Origin of the sequence: Cupriavidus sp. BIC8F, from assembly GCF_032465815.1 — a bacterium.
Taxonomy (GTDB): Bacteria; Pseudomonadota; Gammaproteobacteria; order Burkholderiales; family Burkholderiaceae; genus Cupriavidus; species Cupriavidus necator.
On the sequence record NZ_CP136097.1, the window covers coordinates 197,870 to 219,060 of the forward strand.

Below are 21,191 nucleotides of genomic sequence, written 5' to 3' on the forward strand. Positions count from 1 at the left end.
TTCCTCGTAGATATGTCGATGCGTCAGGCGCGGAACAGCGTCGGGTCCATGCACGGAAGCGGCTCCGCCACGCGCACCGGCGGGAAGGCCATCAGGTCCAGCACCTGCGACCTGACGTCGATGCCGGGCGCAACCTCCTCCAGCACCAGTCCGTCTGGCGCCACCGAGAAGACTGCGCGCTCGGTGATGACCTTGGCCTCCTGGCCGCGCTCGGCCACGTTGCGCCCGAGCGGATAGGTGATCTCGTCCACGCGCTCGACGAACTTGCGCACTGTCCCCTCACGCCCGACCGAGAGGAAGCCGTCGGTGGCGTCGGCGGCGAGGCCGCCGGTGGTGAAAGTGCCGGTGAACAGCAGCTTGCGCGCGTTGTAGGCGATGTCGATGAAGCCGCCCGGCCCCGGATTGGCCGCGCCGAAGCGGCTGACGTTGATGTTTCCGGCCCGGTCGAACTGGGCAAAGGCCAGCGCCGCCGTCGGGCAGTTGCCGCCGTCGATGAAGTCGAACTGCGAGGGGCCGTCGATCAAGGCCTCCGGATACTTGTTGGCGGAGAATTGCCAGCCGCTCATCACGAGGCCGCCGAAGGGGCCGTGCTCGGTGGTAAAGCTGTAGCGATGCAGGCCGCCGTCGGCGAACAGGCCGTCTTCCATCATCACCGTGGGCACGTCGGACGAAGCGCCGAAGCCAAAGATGCTGACCTCGCCGGGCCTGACCTCCCGGGCCGCCCGCCGGGCGATCACCTTGTCGGCGCCGGGTGGCAGGCGGTCCGAGGCGCGGCCATCGAAAAGCTGGCCGCCGAGATAGGCATCGTCGTACCGGACGTCGGTGGTCATCATGGCGTCGGGTTCCACGACGACGCGATCCACCAGCGCGCCGGGAATCCGCACCGCGTGCGCCGGCCGGGCGTGGCGCGGCACCAGCTTGCGCACCTGTGCGATCACGGTGCCGCCTGACGCCTTCACCGCCAGCGCCATGGCCAGCGCGCACGACGTGATCGGCTCCTCCTCGAAGCTCAGGTTGCCGTGCTCGTCGGCGCTGGTGGCGCGCAGGAACGCCACGTCGAGCGGCCAGCTCGGATAGAACAGGTATTCCTTGCCGTCCAGCTCCTGGATCCGCACCAGGTCGTCGGTGGCGCGCGCCGTGTACTTGCCGCCCTGCTGGCGCGGGTCGATGTAGGAGCCGAGGCCGATGCGGGTCAGGTAGCCTGGGCTGCGCCGGGCGACTTCGCGCAGCCAGTGCATGGTGGCGCCGATCGGCCAGCAGTAGGCTTCCACCCGGTTCTCGCGGATCAGGCGCATGAACTCCGGGCGCTTGCCGGTGGCCGGATTCACCGCATTGGTAAAGTTGCCCGACACGATCCGCTTCATCAGCCCTTCGACGGCCACGTGATCCATGCCGCGGATGCCCATGCCGTCGCCGACACTGACCGGGAAGAAGAACGTCAGGTCACGGGGCGATCCTGTCTCGTGGAAGCGTTGCGCCAGCGCCTGGAACAACGCGTCCGGCGTCAACCAGCCGATCACGCCGACGCTGCCCACGCTCTGGCCTGGCCGGATGTCCAAAACGGCCTGCGCCGCAGTGCAGATCTTGCTCATGCGATCTCTCACCTTTCTCGCCGCTCGCAGCCCGGGCTCAGGCCTGGAAATGGATGATGTGGGTGCCGACGCAGACTGTCTCGCCCCGCTGGTTGAGTAGCGTCGCCTCGGCCCACAGGCGCTTCTTCTCGTCGTCGGCGCGGGCGATGCGGTAGTTGACGGTGAGGGTGTCGCCGATGCGCACGGGCTTGGTGAAGCGCACGTTGTCGTAGCCGTAGGAGACCGCCGGGCGCTGGATCATGTCGAGATACTTGGTCACGGCGCCGGCGATGAAACCGACCATCATGGCGCCCTGCGCGATGCGGCCGCCGAAGCCCATGCGCTTGCAGTACTCGTCGTCCATGTGGTTGGGGTGGTTGTCACCGCTGATGCCGGCGAAGGCATAGATGTCGTACTCGCCGAGGGTGCGGGTGTAGCTGGTGTGCGTGCCAATAAGGGTAGATACGTTGCCTTCGTGCGGGATCTTGATGTCGGACATGTGGGTTCTCCGGAAGTGGGTTGGGTTCAGACCTGGGTGGCATCGATCCTGCTCGCGAGGATGAGCAGGGATTCGAGGAGAAAGTAGTCGCCCCAGACCAGTTCGTTATCCATGGCGACGCCATTGCGCTTGTTAAAGCAGCCGCCGGTGAGGATGCCAGGCTGCCGTACATCGCCTGGGCCGACCGGGGTCAGGAAGCGGGTCACGAGTTGCTCGATGCTGTCGACGGCGGCCTGGCGGTAGACCGCCGCGCGCTCCGGGATAAGCGCGGCCAGTTTAAGCAGGCTGGCGGCGGCGATGGCGGTGGCCGAGGTGTCGCGGTTAGTGTGCGGGATGGCGGGATCGTCGAAATCCCAGAAGGCCACGCGGTCGGCGGGCAGGTGCGCGACCCACCAATCGGCCACGCGGATCGCGTCGGACGTGAACGCCTGCTCGCCGCACGACAGCGCCTGCGCGAGGCCGAGCATGCCCCACGCCTGGGCGCGGGCCCAGGTGCTGCTGTCATGGATGCCCTTGTGCGTGTAGCGCTTCACGAGCGAGCCGTCGGTGGCGTTGAATGTGGCGGACTGGCAGACCGAGCCATTCTCCCGCACGCACAGGGCGATGTGCTGGCGCAGGTGCTGGCGGCCGATCTCGCCCGTGCCGAGGGCGGCGTCGTGCCGCAGCAGCAGCGCCACGGTGCCCGGAATCGCATCGATGTTGGCCTCGCTCGTCCCCACGCTGGAGGCCTCCTCGGCCTCGGTGCCGAGCGGGATCAGGCGGGCCGCTTCGCTGTACATCTCCGCCAGGCCACGCGTGCCGTGGAGCGCGAGCCCCGCGGCCTGCGGATCGGCCAGCAGCGAGCCGCCGAGTTGCGCGCCGTACCAGAAGAGGAATCCTTTGAACACTGACTTCGACGCCACCCGCGGCGCTAGCCGTGCGGACCACGTGCGGGCGCTGTCGCGGTACTTCTGCTCGCCGGTGCGCAGGGCAGCCAGCCACAGCATCCCGACCCAGAAGCCCCCGGTCCAGTCGCCGGCCGGCGAGCGTGTCCAGGTGCCGTCGGCCGGGTTGCCATAGTGCGGAAAGCCCACCTCGTCCTGCGCGATCGTCGCATCGATGCGCTGCAGGATGCGGCCGAGCGCGTCAACGACCAGTCTGGAATCCATACGGTTTGTCTCCATGCATACATTGGCTTGTCCGGTCTCCGGTGCCAGCCTTGCGGACTGGCAGGCTGGCGCGCGGAGCGGGTATGCATGGAATCGTAGGGATTGCGCAAATGGGTGTCCAATATATAATTAATCGCTCTTTTATACTCACAGGATATATCTATGGACCTTCGCCATCTCCGGTACTTCATCGCCGTCGCCGAGGAACTCAACTTCACGCGGGCGGCCGAGCGCTTGCACATCGCCCAGCCGCCGCTGAGCCTTCAGATCCGCCAGCTCGAAGAGGAGATGGATGTGACGCTGCTAAACCGGTCGCGCCGGCACGTGGAGCTGACCGAGGCGGGTCGCATTTTCCTGGAGCAGGCGCGGCAGATCCTGCGCGCTACCGAGAGTGCGGTCATCCAGGCGCAACGCGCGCATCGCGGCGAGACTGGCCGGCTGACGGTCGGCTTCTTCGAGCACACGTCCTACACGCTGCTGCCTCCCATCCTGCGCGCCTACCGGGAGCGTTTTCCCTCCGTGGAAATCCTGCTGCGCTGGTTTCCGGTCGTCAAACAGGCGGAGGCGCTGCGCCGGGGTGACGCGGATATCTCCTTCATGCGGCCGGTGCCCGACCTCGAGGACGTGACGTGGGAAACCATCCTCGAAGAGCCGTTCGTGCTGGCCGTGCCGGCAAGGCACCCGTTCGCGAACGCCGAGTCCATCTCGCTGAAGGATTGCGCGCAGGAGCCCTTCATCATGTACACGCCCGAGGTGGCGCCGGACTTCCACGCCATGAACATGCGCATGTGCGCGTCGGCGGGCTTCGTGCCGAAGGTCGCGTCGGAAGTGGGGCAGGTCTACACCCTGGTCGGCCTAGTCAGCTCCGGTGCGGGCATCGGCTTCGTGCCGGCGTCGGTCCGGCAGGTGAAGTTCGACCACGTGGTCTACAAGCCGATCGAAGGCCGGCAGCCGACAGTCGAGATCATGCTCGGCTATAGCCAGCGCACCCCAACGCCGCTGATGACCGCGTTCATCGAGACGGCGAAAAGCATGCTGTGAAGGTTCCCCCGGCCTCGCCCGCCGTAACGTGGGCGAGGAGAAGGATGGCGCGGACGTTCAGTCGCGCCGGGATGCCGCCAATAGGCAGCCGTCGACGTGGCGGTCGAGCGCCAGCGGGTTGCCGTCGGCCAGGGCGGCCGGCAACAGGCGGGATGGGAAGTTCTGATAACAAACGGGGCGCAGGAACCGCTCGATAGCGGCGCTGCCGACCGACGTGCTGCGCGCATCGGACGTGGCAGGGAACGGGCCGCCATGGACCATGGCATGACTCACTTCCACGCCGCTCGGGAAGCCGTTCACCAGGATACGGCCCGCCCGATCTTCCAGCAGCGGCAGCAGTTCGGCCGCGAGGGCCTCGTCCGCCGGCGCCATCTGCAGCGTGGCGGTCAGTTGCCCCTCCAGCCCGTCGAGCACCGCCGCCATGTCCGCCGCCGAGCGGCACCTGACGATCAGCGAGCAGGGTCCGAAGATCTCCTCACTCAGTTCCGGAAACGCCAGAAAGCTGGCCGCGTCGGTGGCGAACAGATGGGCCGTCGCCGAGCACGCGCCGCTGCCGCTCTCGCCGGTGGCCACGATTCGGACTGCCTCATGCACCTGCAGTCGCGCCACCCCGGCGGCGCAGGCGCGGCCGATGCCGGGGGTCAGCATCGTACCCGCCGGCTTGCCTTGCACAGTCCGCCCGGCTTCGGCCGCTGGCGCGCGCCTCGGGCGTCAACTCGCGATACCTCGCAAAGCCACTGGCAGCGAGGCGGCAGGCCCGGTCGACGTCGTCGGGGCGGCGCCGCCGAACGCGGGTTCGATGTCGGCGGCAAGCGCCGGAGAAAAGGCCCTGAACGCGCCGGCGGTGCCGCTGACGCAGTCCTGCCCGATCAGCATGTGTCCAGTGATCTTCATGACGTCTTCTTCCCAATGAGCGGGCAGCCACCCTCTTCCATCGGGCGGAACGCCTCGTTGGCGGGAATGGTGGCGATGAGCTTGTAGAAGTCGCCCGCATACTTCGATTCCGACGGCTTCTTCACCTCGAACAGATAGAGCGGGTGGATCTTCCGGCCGTCTTCGCGGATGCTGCCCTTGCCGAACAGCTTGTCGTCGGTGGGCATCGCCTTCATCTTCGCGACCACGGCGGCGCCGTCGCCGTCCGCCTTCATCGCCGCCACTGCCTTCAGGTAGTGGATCACCGCCGAGTACGTGCCCGCCTGCGCCATGGTCGGAAACTTGCCGTTGTTGGCGGCGGCGAATTCCTTGCCGAACTTGCGGTTCTCGTCGGTCATGTCCCAGTACCAGGTCTCGCTCAGTAACAGGCCTTGGGCGGCCTTGAGGCCGAGCGCCTGGACGTCGCTGCTGAAGACGAGCAGGCCCGCCAGCTTCTGGCCGCCGGCGGTCACGCCGAACTCGGCGGCCTGCTTGACCGCGCCGATGGTGTCGCCCCCGGCGTTGGCCAGGCCCACTACCTGCGCCTTCGAGGCCTGAGCCTGCAGCAGGTAGGAGGAGAAATCGTTGCCCGGGAACGGATGCCGGACCTTGCCGAGGACCTTGCCACCGTTCTTGACGACAACGGCCTCGGTGTCGCGTTCGAGCGAGTGGCCGAAGGCGTAGTCGGCAGTCACGAAGAACCAACTCTTGCCGCCCGACTTGACAACCGCCTTGCCCGTCCCATTCGCCAGCGCCCACGTGTCGTAGGCCCAGTGGATCGCATTGGGCGTGCAGGCCTTGCCGGTGAGGTCGGAGGTGCCGCCGCCGGTGACGATCATCACCTTGTTCTTCTCCTTGACCACCTGGTTGACCGCCAGGATGACCGACGAGGTCGGCACGTCAACGATGGCGTCCACCTTGTCCACGTCGAACCAGCGGCGGGCGATGCTCGCCCCGACGTCCGGCTTGTTCTGGTGGTCGGCGGCCACGATCTCCACCTTCAGGCCATGCTTCTCGGGCGCGAAGTCCTGGACCGCCTTCTTTGCGGCCCAGACCGAGCCGGGACCAGCCAGCCCGGCATAAACGCCAGTCTGGTCGTTGAGCACGCCGATCCGGACCACGCCATCCGTGATCTCGGCCTGCGCCGTCGAGGCCGCCAGCAGCGCGGCGAGCGAAAACAGCTTGATGCGATTGTTCATCCTGTGTCTCCTCTACTGTGGGGATATATATGGGCTGTTCCGTCCAGCGTTCGATTTCACGCCTTTCCTTCCACGCGCCCGCCATGCACGCCTGCTCCGGCGGGCGTTTCGTCATGACTTGGTGCCGGCACGGCAGCGAGGCACGGTGCGGGCCGGGCGCGGCGGTTGCCGACGATGTTCTGGCACAACGCGTTCAACTCGCCGACGATGCCGCAGCGGAACGCCAGCACGCACACGACGAAGATGCTCCCCATGATCACGGTGATCATGGAACCGACCTTGTCGGCCAAGGCGTTCTGGATGGCGACCACGATGCCCGCGCCGACCACCGGGCCGAAGGCAGTGCCAAGGCCGCCCAACAGCGTCATCAGCACGACTTCGCCGGAGGTGTGCCAGTGCGCGTCGGTCAGCGTGGCAAACTGGAAGACCAGGCTCTTGGTGGCCCCGGCAAGGCCAGCCAGGCCCGCCGAGAGGACGAAGGCCAGCAGCTTGTAGCGCGCAACGTCGTAGCCCAGCGAGGTGGTGCGCGCCTCGTTCTCGCGGATCGCCTTCAAGATCTGGCCGAAGGGCGAATGGATGATGCGGTGGATCAGCCAGAAGGTGAACAGGAAGATCGCCAGCACGAAGTAGTACATGCGCAGGTCCGACGCCAGGTCGATCAGGCCGAACAGCCTGCCTCGCGGAATGGCCTGCATGCCGTCCTCGCCGCCGGTGAACGGCGCCTGCAGGAACAGGAAGTAGAACATCTGTGCCAAAGCCAGCGTGATCATCGCGAAGTAGATGCCCTGCCGGCGGATAGCGAGCGCCCCGACGACAAAGCCCGCGGCAGCCGAGACGGCCGTGCCGAGCAGCAGGCCGAGTTCCGGGGTCAGCCCCCAGGTCTTCATGCCGTAGCCCGATATATAGGCCGCCGTGCCGAGGAACGCCGCATGGCCGAACGACAGCAGGCCGGTATAGCCGAGCAGCAGGTTGAAGGCGCAGGCGAACAGGGCGAAGCACAGCACCTTCATCAGCATCACCGGATAGAGCACCGCCGGGGCCCCCAGCGCGCCCAGCAGCAGGACACCGTAGCCAAGATTTCTCATTTTCATACTCGCCTCACTTTTCCTTGCCAAACAGGCCTGCCGGCCGAACCATCAGCACGATGACCATGATCACGAAGACCACCGTGGCCGACGCCTCCGGATAAAACACCTTGGTCAGTCCTTCGACCACGCCCAGCCCCAGCCCGGCGACGATCGCGCCAAGGATGGAACCCATGCCGCCGATCACCACCACCGCGAACACGACGATGATCAGGTTCGACCCCATCAGCGGACTTAGTTGCCCCGTCGGCGCTGCCAGCACGCCGGCCAGCCCGGCCAGGCCCACGCCGAAGGCATAGGTCAGCATCACCATCACCGGCACGTTGATGCCGAAGGCCTGGGTAATGCTCGGGATCTCGGTGGCGGCGCGCAGGTAGGCGCCGAGGCGGGTCTTCTCGATCGTGAACCAAGTCAGCAGGCACACTGTGAGCGAGGCGCCGATGACCCACGCGCGGTATTTCGGCAGGATCATGAAGCCGAGGTTGAAGGCGCCGGCCACCTCGTCGGGAATCGAATAGGGCTGCCCCGAGACGCCGAATTGGAAGCGGAACAGGCCTTCGATAATGAGCGCAAGCCCGAAGGTGAGCAGCAGCCCGTACAGGTGGTCGAGTTTGTACAGCCACCGCAGCAGGCCGCGCTCGATGGCGATACCCGCCAGCCCGACCAACGCCGGCGCCGCCAGCAGCGACCACCAGTAGCTGATGCCGAGATACTCCAGGCCCGCCCAGGCGACGAATGCGCCCACCATGAACAGCGCGCCGTGGGCAAAGTTGATGATGTTGAGCATGCCGAAGATCACGGCAAGCCCGAGGCTGAGAATCGCGTAGAACGAGCCGTTCACCAGCCCGAGCACGAGTTGCCCCAACAGCCCCTGTAGCGGGACTCCCAGAATCGTTGTCATGTTGTCTCCTCCGCAGCGGTCTCAGACACCCAGGAGTTCCTGGAGCAGGTGCTGCTTCTCGTGAATCTCGTGCTGGTGGATCTCCGCGGCGATTTGGCCGTGCTCCACCACGTACATGCGGTCGGCCAGCGGCGCGGCGAACCGGAAGTTCTGCTCCACCAGCACGATCGTGTAGCCCTTCGCCTTGAGGTCGCGGATGACCTGGGCGAGCTTCTGCACGATCACCGGCGCCAGTCCCTCAGAGATTTCGTCCAGCAGCAGCAACCGCGCCCCGGTGCGCAGGATGCGCGCCATCGCCAGCATCTGTTGCTCGCCGCCCGAGAGCCGCGTGCCCTGGCTATGCCGCCGCTCGTAGAGGTTGGGGAACATCGCGTAGATCTCATCGAGGCTCATCCCGCCGCCACCCAACTGCGGCGGCAGCAGGAGGTTCTCCTCGCACGAGAGGCTGGAATAAATCGCCCGCTCTTCCGGGCAAAAGCCGACGCCGAGACGCGCGATGCGATGGGCCGGCATGCCGATTGCCTCGCGGCCGTCGATCATAACCGAGCCGGCGCGCCGCCCCGTCAGGCCCATGATGGCGCGCAGGGTGGTGGTACGGCCTGCCCCGTTGCGGCCGAGCAGGGTCACGCACTCTCCCTCGTTCACCAGCAAGTCGATGCCGTGCAGAATGTGCGATTCGCCGTAGAAGGCATGGAGGTCAGTGACCCGCAGATATTCCGTCGCCATGATCAGTGCCCTCCCGGCGCAGTGAGCGCGGCATCAGCGCTGCCCATATAGGCCTTGATGACCTGCGGGTTCGCGGAGACTTCCGCGTATGTGCCCTCGGCCAGCATGCTGCCGCGCGCCAGCACCGTGATGGCGTCGCAGATACCGGACACCACTTTCATGTTGTGCTCCACCATCAGGATGCTGCGATTGGCCGAGACCTTCTTGATGAGCTGCATAACGCGGTCGACGTCTTCGTGGCCCATGCCCTGCGTGGGCTCGTCGAGCAGCATCAGCTCGGGGTCGAGGGCCAGCGTGGTGGCGATTTCCAGCGCGCGCTTGCGGCCGTAGGGCATCTCGGCGGTCGTCATGTCGGCGAAGTCCTCCAGTCCGACGTCGGCGAGCAATGCCATGGCCCTGTCATCGAGCGATGCGAGGACTTTCGGCGAGCGCCAGAACTGGAAGGAAATCCCGAGCCTGCGCTGCAGCGGGATACGCACGTTCTCAAGCACGGTCAGGTGCGGAAACACCGCCGAGATCTGGAAGGAGCGCACCACGCCCCGGCGTGCGACCTGCGCCGGCTTCTCGCCGGTGATCTCGGCACCGTTGAACCGGATGGTGCCGCGCGTGGGATCCAGGAACTTGGTAAGGAGGTTGAAGCAGGTGGTCTTGCCTGCGCCGTTCGGACCAATCAGCGCGTGGATGTGCCCACGCCTGACCTTGAGACTGACGTCGTTTACGGCGACAAATCCCTTGAACTCCTTCCTCAGTCCGACAGTTTCAAGAATGAGATCGTTTGCCATGGTCATTTCCGCGCCCGTTGTTGGGTCTGCTGGAGAATATGGCCGCAGCTAGATCACGTCCAATATATTATTGGTTAGTTCTTGACACTTTTTGGGTATATATATCGGAGGCGCGCAACAGATCACCGCGTCGTGCTTAATCAGTCGTTCGCGGTTCTTGGTGAACACTTTCGGCACCCAGACAGCATCGTCCATGGACAGACCGATAAACCAGCGGAACAGCAAGTTGTATTGCGTCTGCTCCATGAGCTGACGTTCAGAACGGATGCTGTAGAGAACCTCCAGCAACATGGCCCGCAACAGCTTCTCCGGCGCGATGCTGGGTCTGCCGCCCTTGATGTCCGCCTCGTACATGCCGGCGAAGAGCCGGTCCCATCTTCGTGAGCGCTTGATTGGCCATGGCGCGGACCGCGCGAAGTGGATGCGACTGCGGAACGAAATCTTCCAGCCGTCGCATCGTGAATAGGCTCTCGGTGAAGGTGTCTGCGCCGCGCATCGAGTGTTCAGGGTCGTGTGGGGTTCTCATTTCAACGCCTCAGCCGGACTCCGCGATGACTTCCGCCGCAGGTATTTCAGCAGCCTGTTAAGCCGTTCGCGGATCGCTGGCGAAGGCTGACCAGAACCATGACGTGGGTGTCCGCTTTCGAGAAGGCCACGAGTCGCTCAGGCATTCGCATCCTGATCGTTGCCGTCCCGTTCCATGCCTCGTTGATGCGCCGCCTTCATAAGCGCAGGTTTGCCTTGCTCAGCCAGCGCGGCATCAACCGGGTCGTCGCGCTGGCGCATCAGCCAGTAAACGATGCCGAGCGCAACCAATGCAGCCGCAAGAGCAGCGATATGCGCGGGCGGCGTGGCCGGGTCGAGAATGATGAATTTGCGCGCTATCGCCAACAGGGCAATGAGGATGACGGTCTTGACCTGGACAATGTGGTCGCGCCGCACCATAACCCTGGTGATTGAATGCTTGAACTCCATTGCGATCAGCAGTGTCATGACCATGCCGAACACCGATTGAAACGTCCCATGATCCAGCGGGTTCAGTGCGCCCGACATAAGCAACATGGCGACCGCGCGTATCAGTTGCCAGAGCGATACGACAATGATCACCGAAACCACTGCGCTCAGGACGTGGGCAACGATCTGCTCGAAGCGCTCATAGAAGCTCAGAACGCGCCACTGCAGCCGATATGCATCGAGATCCTTGCGCAGGCCGCCACTTTCATTCCTCATGGTTCACCCTTCCAGATAGGTTAGACATCGACGGAGCGGATTGAGAGGGAAGCCGGGGGCATGAGCCTCTCCGGGCTGGGCTTAAGGCTTCCTTAACATACTAGGAGTTTGTCGGGCTTTGCAGTCTTCCGCACGATGACGTTGTCCGAGATAATCGCTGGCGCACAACCAAAGACCTACCCGATGAGCCGCTTCGTTCCCGTAGACCGAGATACCGCGTACCTGTTGCCGCCCTCGGTGGACGAATGGCTGCCCGATGATCATTTGGCGCGCTTCGTAGTCGAAGTCATCGAGCAGCTCGATCTGAGCGAACTGACACGCCAATACGCGGGCCGGGGTTCGGCGGCGCACCATCCCGCCGTGTTGCTGGGCTTGCTGATCTACGGCTATGCCAACGGCGTGCACTCGAGCCGCAAGCTCGAACGCGCGACCTACGACTCGGTGGCCTTCCGCTATGTGGCAGCCAACACCCACCCGGATCACGACACGCTGGCGACGTTCCGGCGTCGATTCCTGAAGGAGGTGGAGGCGCTGTTTGTGCAGGTGCTGGTGCTGGCGCGCGAGATGAAACTGCTCAAGCTCGGGCACATTGCGCTGGACGGCACCAAGATCGACGCGAACGCAAGCAAGCACCGCGCCCTATCGTGGGGTCATGCCCAAAAGATCGAGGCGCAGTTACGACAGGAAGTGCAGGCCCTGCTTGCGCTCGCCGAGAACAGCGACCGCGCAGCCATCCCGGATGGCATGGACGTGCCGGCGGAGATCGCGCGACGCGAAGATCGCTTGAGCGCGTTGGCGCTGGCCAAGGCAAAGATCGAGCAGCGCGCCGCCGAGCGTCATCAACTCGAACAGCAGGAGTACGAGGCCAAGACGGCTAAGGATCCTAGCAAAAATAACTTGAACAATTACGTCTTGCGACGAGATGTTCGAGGTTTGATGCGGTAGTTCCACTCGCCATGAAATTCGTCGCGCTCAATGGCCACGGCAGCGAGTTCGGCGTCGCTGACCTTGATACCTGCGTCGTACATGTTCTCGTCCAGTTCCGCACGCACTTTCAGCCCTTCAGCGGTACTCACGCTGCCGATGAGGTTCACTACCACCTGACGCGTCAACAGCGGTCGGCCGCGCCAGTTGTTCGTGATATGGCAGAACAGGCGATGCTCGATCTTGTTCCACTTGCTCGTACCCGGCGGAAAGTGGCACACCTGCACAGCGAAACCGAGTTCGTCGGCCAGTCGCTGCAACTGCACCCGCCACAGCCGCACACGATACCCGTTGCTGCCACCGCAGTCGGCGGTGACCAGCAGTCGCCTGGCTTTCGGATACAACGGACGGCCCATCTCCAGCCACCAGCGACGGATGCTTTGAACCGCGAACTCGGCGGTGTCGTGGTTGATGCCCACGCTGACCCAGCCCTCGTTGGCCGTCACATCATAGACGCCATACGGGGCAACCTTGCCCAGTTCATCGTCGATGAAATCGTGCACACGCGCCTGCTCGGGTTGGCCCTTGGGCTGCCATTCGCGGCCAGCGTTCTTGAAATCGCCGATCAGCTCCTTCTTTTTCGTGTCCACCGAGATGACCGGCTGACGCTGGCGCTGATACTGCGCCACCTTGTCGGCGATGTAGTGGAACTGCGCGTCGCGGTCGGGGTGCTGCGCGCCTTCGCGTGTCTTGCGCACCGATTGCAAGCTGTAGCCCGTCTGCGTCAGCAGATCGCAGATCGTGCGCTGACTCACGCGATGCCCCAGCCGGTTGAGCTCTTCGGCCAGACGGGTGGTGCTCTTGCACGTCCATCGTAGTGCTGACATCGGGTCACCCCGGCTGGTCGGCTCCACCAGTGCATCCAGGTGCTCCAACAACCTCGCATCGAGCTCAGTTAGCCTCTTGCGCCCGCCTCCCGGGGCACGAATGCGCTTGGCCGTCATGTCCCGCGTCGCTCCACCGGCCGCTTCGAGTTCGGCCAGTCCCGCATAGATCGTGGTGCGCGAGATGCCTATCGCTTTGGCCACCAGACTCACGCCCCCACGCCCCAGGCTGCGCGCTTCGGCGGCGGCCCATAGGCGCAACGTCGCCTCATCAAGGCGCGCCTGCAGGGCCCGAAACTTCGCTTCGACTGCCTCGCTGATATCCATGTGCGCATCGTATAGACGCGAGGACAACTGTTCAAGTTATTTTTGCTAGGGTCCTAAGCGCAAGTCTCAGCGGGACGCTGGCAAGAAGCCGCGCGGCAAGGATCCCGAGCCACCAGAGGCGGGTCCCAAGGATGCGGATCAGGTGAACCTCACGGATGAGGAGTCACGCATCATGCCCGTCTCAGGGGGTGGCTTCGAACAAAGCTACAACGCGCAAGCCGGGGTAGACACAGAGACGATGATGGTGGTCACCCAGCACGTGAGCCAGGCGTGCAACGACAAGCGCGAAGTCGTGCCCACGCTGGAGAAGATCGCGGCGTTGCCTGCGGTGCTGGGCGAGGTGCACACGCTGATCACGGACAACGGCTTCTTCAGTCAGGCCAACGTGATCGCCTGCCGCGACGCAGGGGTCGAGCCGCTGCTGGCGCTAAGGAGGGAGCCGCATCATGCCCCTGTGCTGGAGCGCTTTGCCCCCGATGTGCCGCAGCCCCAGACCACGGACCCGGTTGTGCAGATGGCGCACCGTCTGGGCACACAAGCCGGGCGCGCCCTCTACAGCTTGCGCAAGCAGACGGTGGAGCCGGTGTTCGGCATCATCAAACGGGTAATGGGTTGGCGCCAGATGAGCATGCGCGGGCTGGACAAGGCGCAAGGCGAATGGAGTCTTGTGACCATGGCCTGGAACATCAAGCGCATGCACGTGCTGCGCACCGCGTGAGGGGAAAAGTGTGCCCCGGTCACGCCGAAAACGAGTCCTCAGGCGGCCCGATACGCCCTCGCGGAGACTCGCCGACCGCTGAGAGCGCTCGATTAGCGCGACGCTGTCTCAAACAACGCGTCGCACCGATCCATCGGATTCGCTCGGGCTCAAGTCCGACGGACTCCTAGGGTGCGGAATCCCCAAAGTCATTTAAAGTTCCATATCCGGCTTTTGATACCGGCACGCCGTGCACACGCTCGCCTATCCAGCGGCGCAAGGACGAAAGCGCCATCGGCCGGCCGAAGAGATAGCCCTGCGCAAGGCGTACTCCCCGGGCAATAAGCCTAGCCCGCTGGTCCTCGGTTTCCACGCCCTCGGCTATTACCGTCAGGTCCAACGCCCGCGCGAACTCGACCATCACGTCAATGACCTTGGTACTCACTCTATCGCCAGGCCCGGCCTGGACGTAGCTCTGGTCAAGCTTGATGACATCGAGATCGAACGTCTGGAAATACGCGAGGCTGCAGTATCCCGTGCCGAAGTCGTCGATTGCCAGCTTCAGCCCCCGCGCCTTTGCACGCTTGACTTCGCTACGCTGGGGCTCGCTCAGCACAATCGCATTGCGTTCGGTAATCTCGAGTACGGGTGTCACGTTGGCGCTTAGCAGATCGAACACAGGCGAGTCGTCGGCCCAGAACGCACGATCGGCGAAGTGCTCGCCGGTGACGTTGAACGCCACGTGGAATGTCGGCGGGAGCGCCAGTTGCGACAGGTCACGCACAACTTGCGGGATTAGAGTTCGCGTCAGCGCCACCGCCATCCGCCGTTGTTCGATAACGGAGATGAAGGCGCCCGGCTCGAGCAGGCCGCGACGCGGATGCTGCCAGCGGGTCAGCACTTCGACGCCGAGGCACGCCCCCAATTCAAGGTCGATCACCGGCTGATAGTACGGAATGAACTCGCCATTTCGCAGGCCCCGGCGCACATCCGTCGCAGAAAACTTGCGCAGTGCCTGCAGCAACCGTGCCCCATGGCCTCGGAACCCGCCAGCTAAGGTGCGCCTTAGCATCCTTGCCAAGACCGATGCTTCGCCGCGCCCGCTGCTCACGCTGCCGCTGGTAGATGAAGGGTGACTGACGTACCGCGCCCGGACTCGGTATCCAGCACAATCTCGCCGCAGTGCTGCAGTACGATCTGCCGCACGATGGTCAGCCCAAGACCCGTGCCACTCGGTCCGCCAGGCCGGCCGGCCCGGTAGAAACAGTTGAATGCCATGTGTGCTTCTTCCTGCGTCATGCCGATACCCTTGTCAAGGACGCAAATCGAGACCTTGTCGCCGGCATCAGCCGCGGCGATCGCGACTTCGACTGCGCTTTGCGGTTCTGAATACTTGAGGGCGTTGTCGATCAGATTGCGGATGGCGCGTTCAAGCTGCTGCCGATCGCCCCTTGCAATGACCGGCTCACGCGCTGCCACTATCCGGATCCGCCGCTCTTCCGAGAACGCGTTGGCGACCACACTACGGGCGAGCGAGTTCATGTCGACTTTCTGCATCTCGGCTTGTCCCGTGCTACGCGCTTCGATACGTGCCAGGTCAAGCAGGTCGGACAGTATTCCGTTGATCTGCGCCGCGCGGCTGCGCAGCGCCTGGTAGATGCGTGGCCGCTTGTCCTGCGGGACCATGTTTTCCGCCAGCAACTCGGCGTAGCCGGCAACGCTGGCCATGGGTGACTTGAGTTCGTGCGCAACCGTCGACACGAAATGGGATTTCATCCGTTCGTGCCGGATGCGATCGGTCATGTCTCTTAGCACAAGCACCGTGCCATTTCCGTTGGCGGCATGAACCAGGCGAACCTCGTAGGTTGGCGAGTCGGGCACGTCGAACTCGACCAGCGCTGCAAATTCGGTCGCGGCGCCGGGGCGGTCCAGCTCAGCGAGCAGTTCGGCGGCGCTGCAGCCATGCCGCGAAGGCTGCCGCCCGCGATAGAGCAACTGGACGAATTCGCGATGCGTGGCGCCGCGCAGTTGGCTCAGCGATACGCCCAGCATCTCACACAAAGCATCGTTGGCTTCATCAATGACCCGGTCGTGCCGAAGTGCGGCGACGCCGTCGGGCATCGCCTGGAATAACGTGCGCAGCCGTTCCTTCTTTCTCCTCAGTCCGTTGCTGATCACCGCCTCACGCTCGGCCAGAGCCACGAGTTCGCGCATCGTCCGAGCCTGTATAAGGTGCAAGCGCACGATCAGCAGGGAGGAAACCAGTCCGAAAAGCACGATGATCGTCAACGAGCGCTGGCTGGTATTGGAAAGGGATTCGCGAACACCGTCACCTACGGTTGCAAGAATGCGCCACAACGCCACTGCGCCCCAGAGGCAAGTGAGTAGAGCGATCGCCGACCAAGACCGCTGGCTCCTGGAACCTGCCGCTGCTGTCGCAGCCGATCGGTAAAAGTGCAAGTTCATAGGCACCGAAGAAGCAAGGCGGCGCGACCGCCGAGCGATACGCAGGTATGCTGCTGCGGCACACACATCAACAGCACTTCATCTGCCAGGTTCTCTTCCCACACAGTGTTGCCTTTACGGTGCGAGTCGGCGGCTATCCACGTACGGTGCACCGAAGAAAACCTGGCACCGACCCCCAAGTTGTCGAAGGAGTATCATATTTGCGTTTATTCCTGCCAATAAGTTGTGTTTTCTCACCTTCCTATAGAATAATGGGATTCAAGCGCAACTCTTCGCACCACGGTTGCGTCACATGACACGAGCCCGATGACCGATCCGCGCTACTATTCCACCAAGTCCACCGCTGAAAAGCTTGGCGTTTCGCTACGCACGATCCAACTCTGGGTTGCGAACGGGCGCCTCCCGGCATGGAAAACCGACGGGGGTCATCGACGCATACCGGCCGAGGTGGTGGACCGCCTCGTGGCGGACCAACGGGATCAGTCGAGCGGGCGTAGCACCGATCACCACAAAAGAGCATTTCGCGTCCTTTTGGTGGAGGACGACGAACACCTGCTGGAGATATATTCCGCCGCCCTAGCGAACCTGACGCCCCCCATTGAGATTCTCCAAGCCACAAATGGCTACGATGCGCTACTCCAGATTGGCAGGTCAAATCCCGATCTGATCATCCTCGACCTCGTCATGCCGGGCATGGACGGCTTTCGCCTGTGCCGGACACTCGACGCCCGGCCGGAAGGTGCCACGTCGCAAGTTGTGGTCGTGACGTCGCTTGACAAGCACGCGATCGCCGATCTTGGCGGCCTTCCCAAGCGCATCCATGCGTTCTCCAAGCCCATTCCCCTATCAATGCTGCAATCGCTGGTGACAAACCAGCGCGACGCCAACCCAGCCTAAGCCTGCCTATGCATAGATCGCGGGATGCGATGCACCCCGCGAGATCCGTGCGTGCATTGTATATCGTTTTTGCACATATTCAAGTATGTTGGTATCATATTTGCACGTATTGGTGAGAGACGCAACCACGCACCGGCCTTCATAGTGCTCCGGCAGTTGCACCCCTCGCCGTCGACGGCACCTAGCGGCTGTCTGTACCTACTTTTTTTGGGTGGCTAGGATTCATGGGTCTGGAGATATATAGGCCGGTAGCGGCGGAAGGCACCGCGCGCACCATCACCCCGGGCGTTTCAGCATTCTTGCTCGTATTGTCGGTCTGGCTGGGGTTCGCGCTCTGGGCCGGATGGGACAGAGGCAGCGAATTACGCAGGATCCAGGTCGATGCCGACCGGCTTGCCTATACCCTCGGCCAGCACGTCGAGCGCACATTGATGGAGGCGGACCAACTGGCCTCCCTGCTAGGCGGCGCCGTCATCGAACGGGGGCCGGACTTGCCGCTTGCCGAATGGACCCGCAACGGTCATCTCGGTGCCGAACCCTTCCTTCAAACCGCGATTCTGGACGAAAGTGGCGTCCTCAGGGCATCGACTAATCCGACCTTCGAAGCGCTTGACCTAGGCGATAGCGAGCATTTCCGCGTACACGCCGACAATCCCAGGCCAACATTGTTTGTCAGCAAGCCGCTGCGGGGGCGCAGTTCAGGTCGCTGGGTAGTCCTGCTTTCCAAGGGAATCGTGGCACCGACCGGCCGTTTCCTGGGGGTCGTAGTGGTGTCGCTTGACCCACTCTCCCTGACGAACATCTACAAAAGCATCATCTATTTGGGCAGCCGGGGGGCAATCGGTCTGCTGGGTACCAATGACTTCATCTACCGGGTGCGTTGGAGCGGGGCGGCTTCCGACCCTGGGCAGCCGTTGCCGGCGAGCTCCGCGGCCCGGCGAGCCGTAGCTGCCGCGGCCCACGCCGAAGTGGTGGAGAAGAGCCCGCTGGACGGCGTCGAGCGCATTTATGGCGTACATCGGCTCTCGAGAGGAAACGTAGCGGTCGTGGTCGGCTACAACCTCCATGAAGCACTATCAATGTACCGCGGCAGGCTGCTCCTCGTCGCTTGCATCGCAAGCTTCGTATCCGCACTGATCATCCTCGTCCAGATGCGCCAGGCAAAGTCAATCATGAGGATGGCGAAGCTGGCGGATCGCGAGGCAGTGGTCAGCCGCCGGCTACGGGAAAGGAACCAGCACCTGCATGCGCTGTTCTTTGCCGTGCCGGACGGCGTTGCCATTTTCAATAAGGATCGCCAGGTGGAAGACGCCAACGGCGGGCTGTGCGACACCCTGGGCGTTTCGCCCGGGGACTTGCGCGGCGCCACGCCACAACGGTTCGTTGACCTTCTGTATCGAGGCCAACGTCCCACGCGGGACTCAGCCACCCCGTCCGAACTGCTTGCGAAGATCGACCGGACCGCAGTCTCAGACGAATTCAGCGGCGTTATCGAGTTCGATATAGCGGATTCATCCAGCTACGCCATCCGAGTTGTGCATACCAGCGACGGCGCTGGCTGTGTGGTGTCTGTCTGGGACGTAAGCGCAATGCGGCGCGAGGAACGGGCCAAATCGCATTTCATTGCTACCGCAGAAGCTGAAATCAAGATACCCATCGCAAACGTCGTCGGATATGCCGACCTCCTCGCCGCCGACCTGATCCCCCCGGAAAAACGCCTTGGCATCTATCGCACGATTCGTTCGCAAGCCCAGCGTATCAGCCAGTTCGTTTCGAATCATCTTCAACTGACGCGCCTGGAAACACTAGGAGCATCCGAGATGACGTTTCATCGGGTGGATCTCGCAAGGCTCGTGCGAGACGTTGTTGAGGCAGGGTCCGCGGACGATAGCCGGGTGACGCTGGAGTCCGCGCGAGAGCCAGTCTGTGTGATGGGTGACTCCGCCTCCCTCGCCAGCGTGATACGCCATTTGCTGGAGAATGCCGTGAAGTACGGGCTTGGGAGAGAGGTCAACGTCTCGGTCGCTAGAGCGTCGGACGAAAGCGGCAACGCCATGCTGAAAGTGACCGATCGAGGCATGGGGATCAAAGTTGACGAATTCAGGCTGGTGTTCGACAAGTTTTTCCGAGGCAAGCTGCAGCACGGGTCGGCCGGCGATGGTCTGGGCCTTGCCCTCGTGCGTGAGATTGTGCTGCTGCATCGCGGCCATACTTCTCTTGAGAGCGAAGTAGGCAAGGGCACGACCGTTACGCTGCACCTTCCGGCGGTGGAATAACCTGCCAGCCTGCCTGCGGTGGGGCTCTCGCTTGCCTACTACTACGCCGACGTGAAGTCGGCCCGCGCTGCCGTCGGCGCGGCCCAGACCAATCCCGCCAACATGCAGCAATACAGCTTTATCGCCGACTACAACTTCTCCAAGCGCACGCACGTGTACCTGTCAGCTGGTTACGCGCGCAACGGCGGCCTGAGCTTCGATAGCTCAGCGACTGCCTTTGCGTTCAACTATCCGCAGATGACCGGGCAGAAGAGCATGATCGGCGTGACGGTTGGCTTGCGGCATATCTTTTAAGGGGGAGAGGCTCGCGCGGGGGAGTGCGCGGGGCGGCGAAGTCATGAGCGCCCGCCCTCTCCCCGCCCCTCCCGCAAGCAAGGAGAGCGGGGAGCAAGCCAGCGACAGCTCAGCCAGCGCCCGTCTGCTGCCCCTGCCTGCGCGCAGCGAGGATGGCGTCGTAGCGGCGGGAAACGCCGAGCTTGGCAAATATCTGCCTGAGATTCCACTTGACCGTCAGTTCGCTGATATTCAGCGCCAGCGCGATCCGCTTGTTCGACATCGACTGCTCGAGCAAGCCGAGTATCTCCTTCTCGCGCCGGGTCAGCCCTGACAGTGCCACCGATCCCTGCGCGGGCGCCGCCACGGCAACGCGATCACGATTGGCCGTGGGCGCGGCAAGGGGCATCCCCTGCAAGCGGGCAAGATAGGCGTCCTGCGCGTTGTCCTTACGCCGGGCCAGACAGCCCAGCAGCGCGCGAACGCCCTCGCCTTCGTCCAGCAGCGTGCGTACCAGCCCGAGCCGGTAGGCCGTGGCAAAAGCCGACTCCATGCACGCCAGGGCTTCGCCGCGCCGTCCCAGCGCTTCGAGCGCAAGGGCCTGGAGCAGATCGGAAGTGACGATCAGCCCTTCCCTGCCGAATGCGGTGGCCGTGGCGCAGGCGCCTTCCAGGGCCAGCAGCGCGCCCTGCGGCTCGTTCATGGCCAACGCCAGCCTGGCACGCGAGATCGCGGCAACTGCCACGATCTCGGCCGGGCGAACCCCATTGCCATTGCCCGAACCACCCGGTGCCAGGTCATCAAGCGTGGCCTGCAAGGACTGCGCGTAGCGCCAGTCCCCGCCCCTGAGCACGATCCGCTGGCGCTCGGATACGAGATGCGCCACGCCGCGCTCGATGCCGCGGATACGAAACTGCGTTTCCATCTCGCTCAGGTACGCCACGGCATCGTGCGGCAGGTTGCCAAGCACCTGGAGGCGGGTGTTGAAGATCGAGGTTAATGCGTCCCGCGCTCAACGTTCATGCGACTGTTGCTTATTTCCGCTCAGCATTCATGCGACTGTCTTTTCAATGCGAAACAATGGCCCGGTGGGGCATTGCGTACGCTCTTCGAAGCAGCTGATTAAAATTGCGAAGCGTAGAGAGGTTCCAGTGCCAGGTCGTTTCGAGCTTGCCGGGATGTTGCACGCACATTGAAAAGGTCGGATCCAGCCACTCAAGTTTCCAGAATGGCGAACACACATCGGCGCGATTCAGGATCAAACAGGGATAGCAATACAGTAAGCGACGTCGTATATAGATCCAGCCAATTGGAGTCTGCATGGCTCTCAGGCGATCCACGCTTACGTGGGTT

18 protein-coding genes and 4 pseudogenes are annotated in these 21,191 nt (G+C 63.6%); 6 read left to right on the forward strand and 16 right to left on the reverse strand.

Going from position 1 to position 21,191, the window contains the following annotated elements; translation table 11 throughout:
- Positions 1-23: 23 nt before the first annotated feature.
- Genes RS901_RS37445 through RS901_RS37455 form a run of 3 tightly spaced genes read right to left on the reverse strand, consistent with a single transcriptional unit; the run spans position 24 to position 3,218 of the window.
- Positions 24-1,592, reverse strand: coding sequence for an acyl CoA:acetate/3-ketoacid CoA transferase (locus RS901_RS37445; protein ID WP_316157659.1), 1,569 nt, complete (start codon positions 1,590-1,592; stop codon positions 24-26).
- Positions 1,593-1,629: 37 nt separating this feature from the next.
- The gene (locus tag RS901_RS37450; protein ID WP_022538176.1) at positions 1,630-2,070 is read right to left on the reverse strand and encodes a MaoC family dehydratase; all 441 of its coding nucleotides are present in this window, start codon (positions 2,068-2,070) and stop codon (positions 1,630-1,632) included.
- 26 nt (positions 2,071-2,096) lie between these two features.
- Positions 2,097-3,218: a glycosyl hydrolase gene (locus RS901_RS37455; RefSeq protein ID WP_316157660.1), complete on the reverse strand. Its 1,122-nt coding sequence runs from the start codon at positions 3,216-3,218 to the stop codon at positions 2,097-2,099.
- A 162-nt stretch (positions 3,219-3,380) separates the two neighbouring features.
- Between RS901_RS37455 and RS901_RS37460 the strand changes: the two genes are divergently transcribed.
- Entirely contained in the window at positions 3,381-4,259 is an 879-nt protein-coding gene (locus RS901_RS37460; RefSeq protein WP_316157661.1) for a LysR family transcriptional regulator, read from the forward strand.
- Positions 4,260-4,316: 57 nt separating this feature from the next.
- On the opposite strand, the pseudogene RS901_RS37465 reads toward RS901_RS37460, so the two are convergent.
- The 9 genes and pseudogenes from RS901_RS37465 to RS901_RS37505 form a co-directional block, all read right to left on the reverse strand.
- A pseudogene (locus tag RS901_RS37465) lies at positions 4,317-4,949 on the reverse strand (aldehyde dehydrogenase (NADP(+))); the annotation flags it as partial.
- Positions 4,950-4,970: 21 nt separating this feature from the next.
- Positions 4,971-5,153 carry a hypothetical protein gene (locus RS901_RS37470; RefSeq protein WP_316157663.1) on the reverse strand — a complete coding sequence of 61 codons (183 nt, stop codon included), beginning with the start codon at positions 5,151-5,153 and terminating at the stop codon, positions 4,971-4,973.
- Positions 5,150-6,370: an ABC transporter substrate-binding protein gene (locus RS901_RS37475; RefSeq protein WP_316157664.1), complete on the reverse strand. Its 1,221-nt coding sequence runs from the start codon at positions 6,368-6,370 to the stop codon at positions 5,150-5,152. The genes RS901_RS37470 and RS901_RS37475 overlap by 4 nt, the downstream gene beginning before the upstream one ends.
- Before the next feature lie 56 nt (positions 6,371-6,426).
- Complete coding sequence (locus RS901_RS37480; protein ID WP_316157665.1) at positions 6,427-7,455, reverse strand: branched-chain amino acid ABC transporter permease; 1,029 nt, start codon at positions 7,453-7,455, stop codon at positions 6,427-6,429.
- Positions 7,456-7,468: 13 nt separating this feature from the next.
- A complete protein-coding gene (locus RS901_RS37485) occupies positions 7,469-8,356 on the reverse strand; it encodes a branched-chain amino acid ABC transporter permease (RefSeq protein WP_316157666.1) in 888 nt (295 codons plus the stop codon).
- 21 nt (positions 8,357-8,377) lie between these two features.
- On the reverse strand, positions 8,378-9,082 hold the full coding sequence (locus tag RS901_RS37490; protein WP_316157667.1) for an ABC transporter ATP-binding protein: 705 nt from the start codon (positions 9,080-9,082) through the stop codon (positions 8,378-8,380).
- 2 nt (positions 9,083-9,084) lie between these two features.
- Positions 9,085-9,864, reverse strand: a complete 780-nt coding sequence (locus RS901_RS37495; RefSeq protein WP_316157668.1) for an ABC transporter ATP-binding protein — start codon at positions 9,862-9,864, stop codon at positions 9,085-9,087.
- Between the two features lie 120 nt (positions 9,865-9,984).
- Positions 9,985-10,360: pseudogene (locus RS901_RS37500) on the reverse strand (transposase); the annotation flags it as partial.
- Positions 10,361-10,527: 167 nt separating this feature from the next.
- Positions 10,528-11,094, reverse strand: a complete 567-nt coding sequence (locus RS901_RS37505; protein ID WP_316157669.1) for a phosphate-starvation-inducible PsiE family protein — start codon at positions 11,092-11,094, stop codon at positions 10,528-10,530.
- A gap of 183 nt (positions 11,095-11,277) precedes the next feature.
- On the opposite strand from RS901_RS37505, the pseudogene RS901_RS37510 reads away from it, so the two are divergent.
- Positions 11,278-11,973: pseudogene (locus RS901_RS37510) on the forward strand (transposase); the annotation flags it as partial.
- 26 nt (positions 11,974-11,999) lie between these two features.
- On the opposite strand, the gene RS901_RS37515 reads toward RS901_RS37510, so the two are convergent.
- Positions 12,000-13,229: an ISAzo13 family transposase gene (locus tag RS901_RS37515; RefSeq protein ID WP_316149395.1), complete on the reverse strand. Its 1,230-nt coding sequence runs from the start codon at positions 13,227-13,229 to the stop codon at positions 12,000-12,002.
- Between the two features lie 55 nt (positions 13,230-13,284).
- Between RS901_RS37515 and RS901_RS37520 the strand changes: the two are divergent.
- A pseudogene (locus RS901_RS37520) lies at positions 13,285-13,947 on the forward strand (transposase); the annotation flags it as partial.
- Between the two features lie 166 nt (positions 13,948-14,113).
- On the opposite strand, the gene RS901_RS37525 reads toward RS901_RS37520, so the two are convergent.
- On the reverse strand, positions 14,114-14,950 hold the full coding sequence (locus RS901_RS37525) for an EAL domain-containing protein (protein WP_316157670.1): 837 nt from the start codon (positions 14,948-14,950) through the stop codon (positions 14,114-14,116).
- An 83-nt stretch (positions 14,951-15,033) separates the two neighbouring features.
- Positions 15,034-16,284: a PAS domain-containing sensor histidine kinase gene (locus RS901_RS37530; RefSeq protein ID WP_316157671.1), complete on the reverse strand. Its 1,251-nt coding sequence runs from the start codon at positions 16,282-16,284 to the stop codon at positions 15,034-15,036.
- 414 nt (positions 16,285-16,698) lie between these two features.
- Between RS901_RS37530 and RS901_RS37535 the strand changes: the two genes are divergently transcribed.
- The 3 genes from RS901_RS37535 to RS901_RS37545 all read left to right on the forward strand — a co-directional run bounded on the left by RS901_RS37535 (position 16,699) and on the right by RS901_RS37545 (position 19,859).
- Positions 16,699-17,289 carry a response regulator gene (locus RS901_RS37535; protein WP_316157672.1) on the forward strand — a complete coding sequence of 197 codons (591 nt, stop codon included), beginning with the start codon at positions 16,699-16,701 and terminating at the stop codon, positions 17,287-17,289.
- Positions 17,290-17,513: 224 nt separating this feature from the next.
- Positions 17,514-19,565 carry an ATP-binding protein gene (locus RS901_RS37540; protein ID WP_316157673.1) on the forward strand — a complete coding sequence of 684 codons (2,052 nt, stop codon included), beginning with the start codon at positions 17,514-17,516 and terminating at the stop codon, positions 19,563-19,565.
- An 18-nt stretch (positions 19,566-19,583) separates the two neighbouring features.
- The gene (locus RS901_RS37545; RefSeq protein ID WP_316157674.1) at positions 19,584-19,859 is read left to right on the forward strand and encodes a hypothetical protein; all 276 of its coding nucleotides are present in this window, start codon (positions 19,584-19,586) and stop codon (positions 19,857-19,859) included.
- 109 nt (positions 19,860-19,968) lie between these two features.
- Here the strand turns inward: RS901_RS37545 and RS901_RS37550 are convergent, their stop codons facing one another.
- Positions 19,969-20,808 carry a helix-turn-helix transcriptional regulator gene (locus tag RS901_RS37550; RefSeq protein ID WP_316157675.1) on the reverse strand — a complete coding sequence of 280 codons (840 nt, stop codon included), beginning with the start codon at positions 20,806-20,808 and terminating at the stop codon, positions 19,969-19,971.
- Positions 20,809-21,191 lie beyond the last annotated feature (383 nt).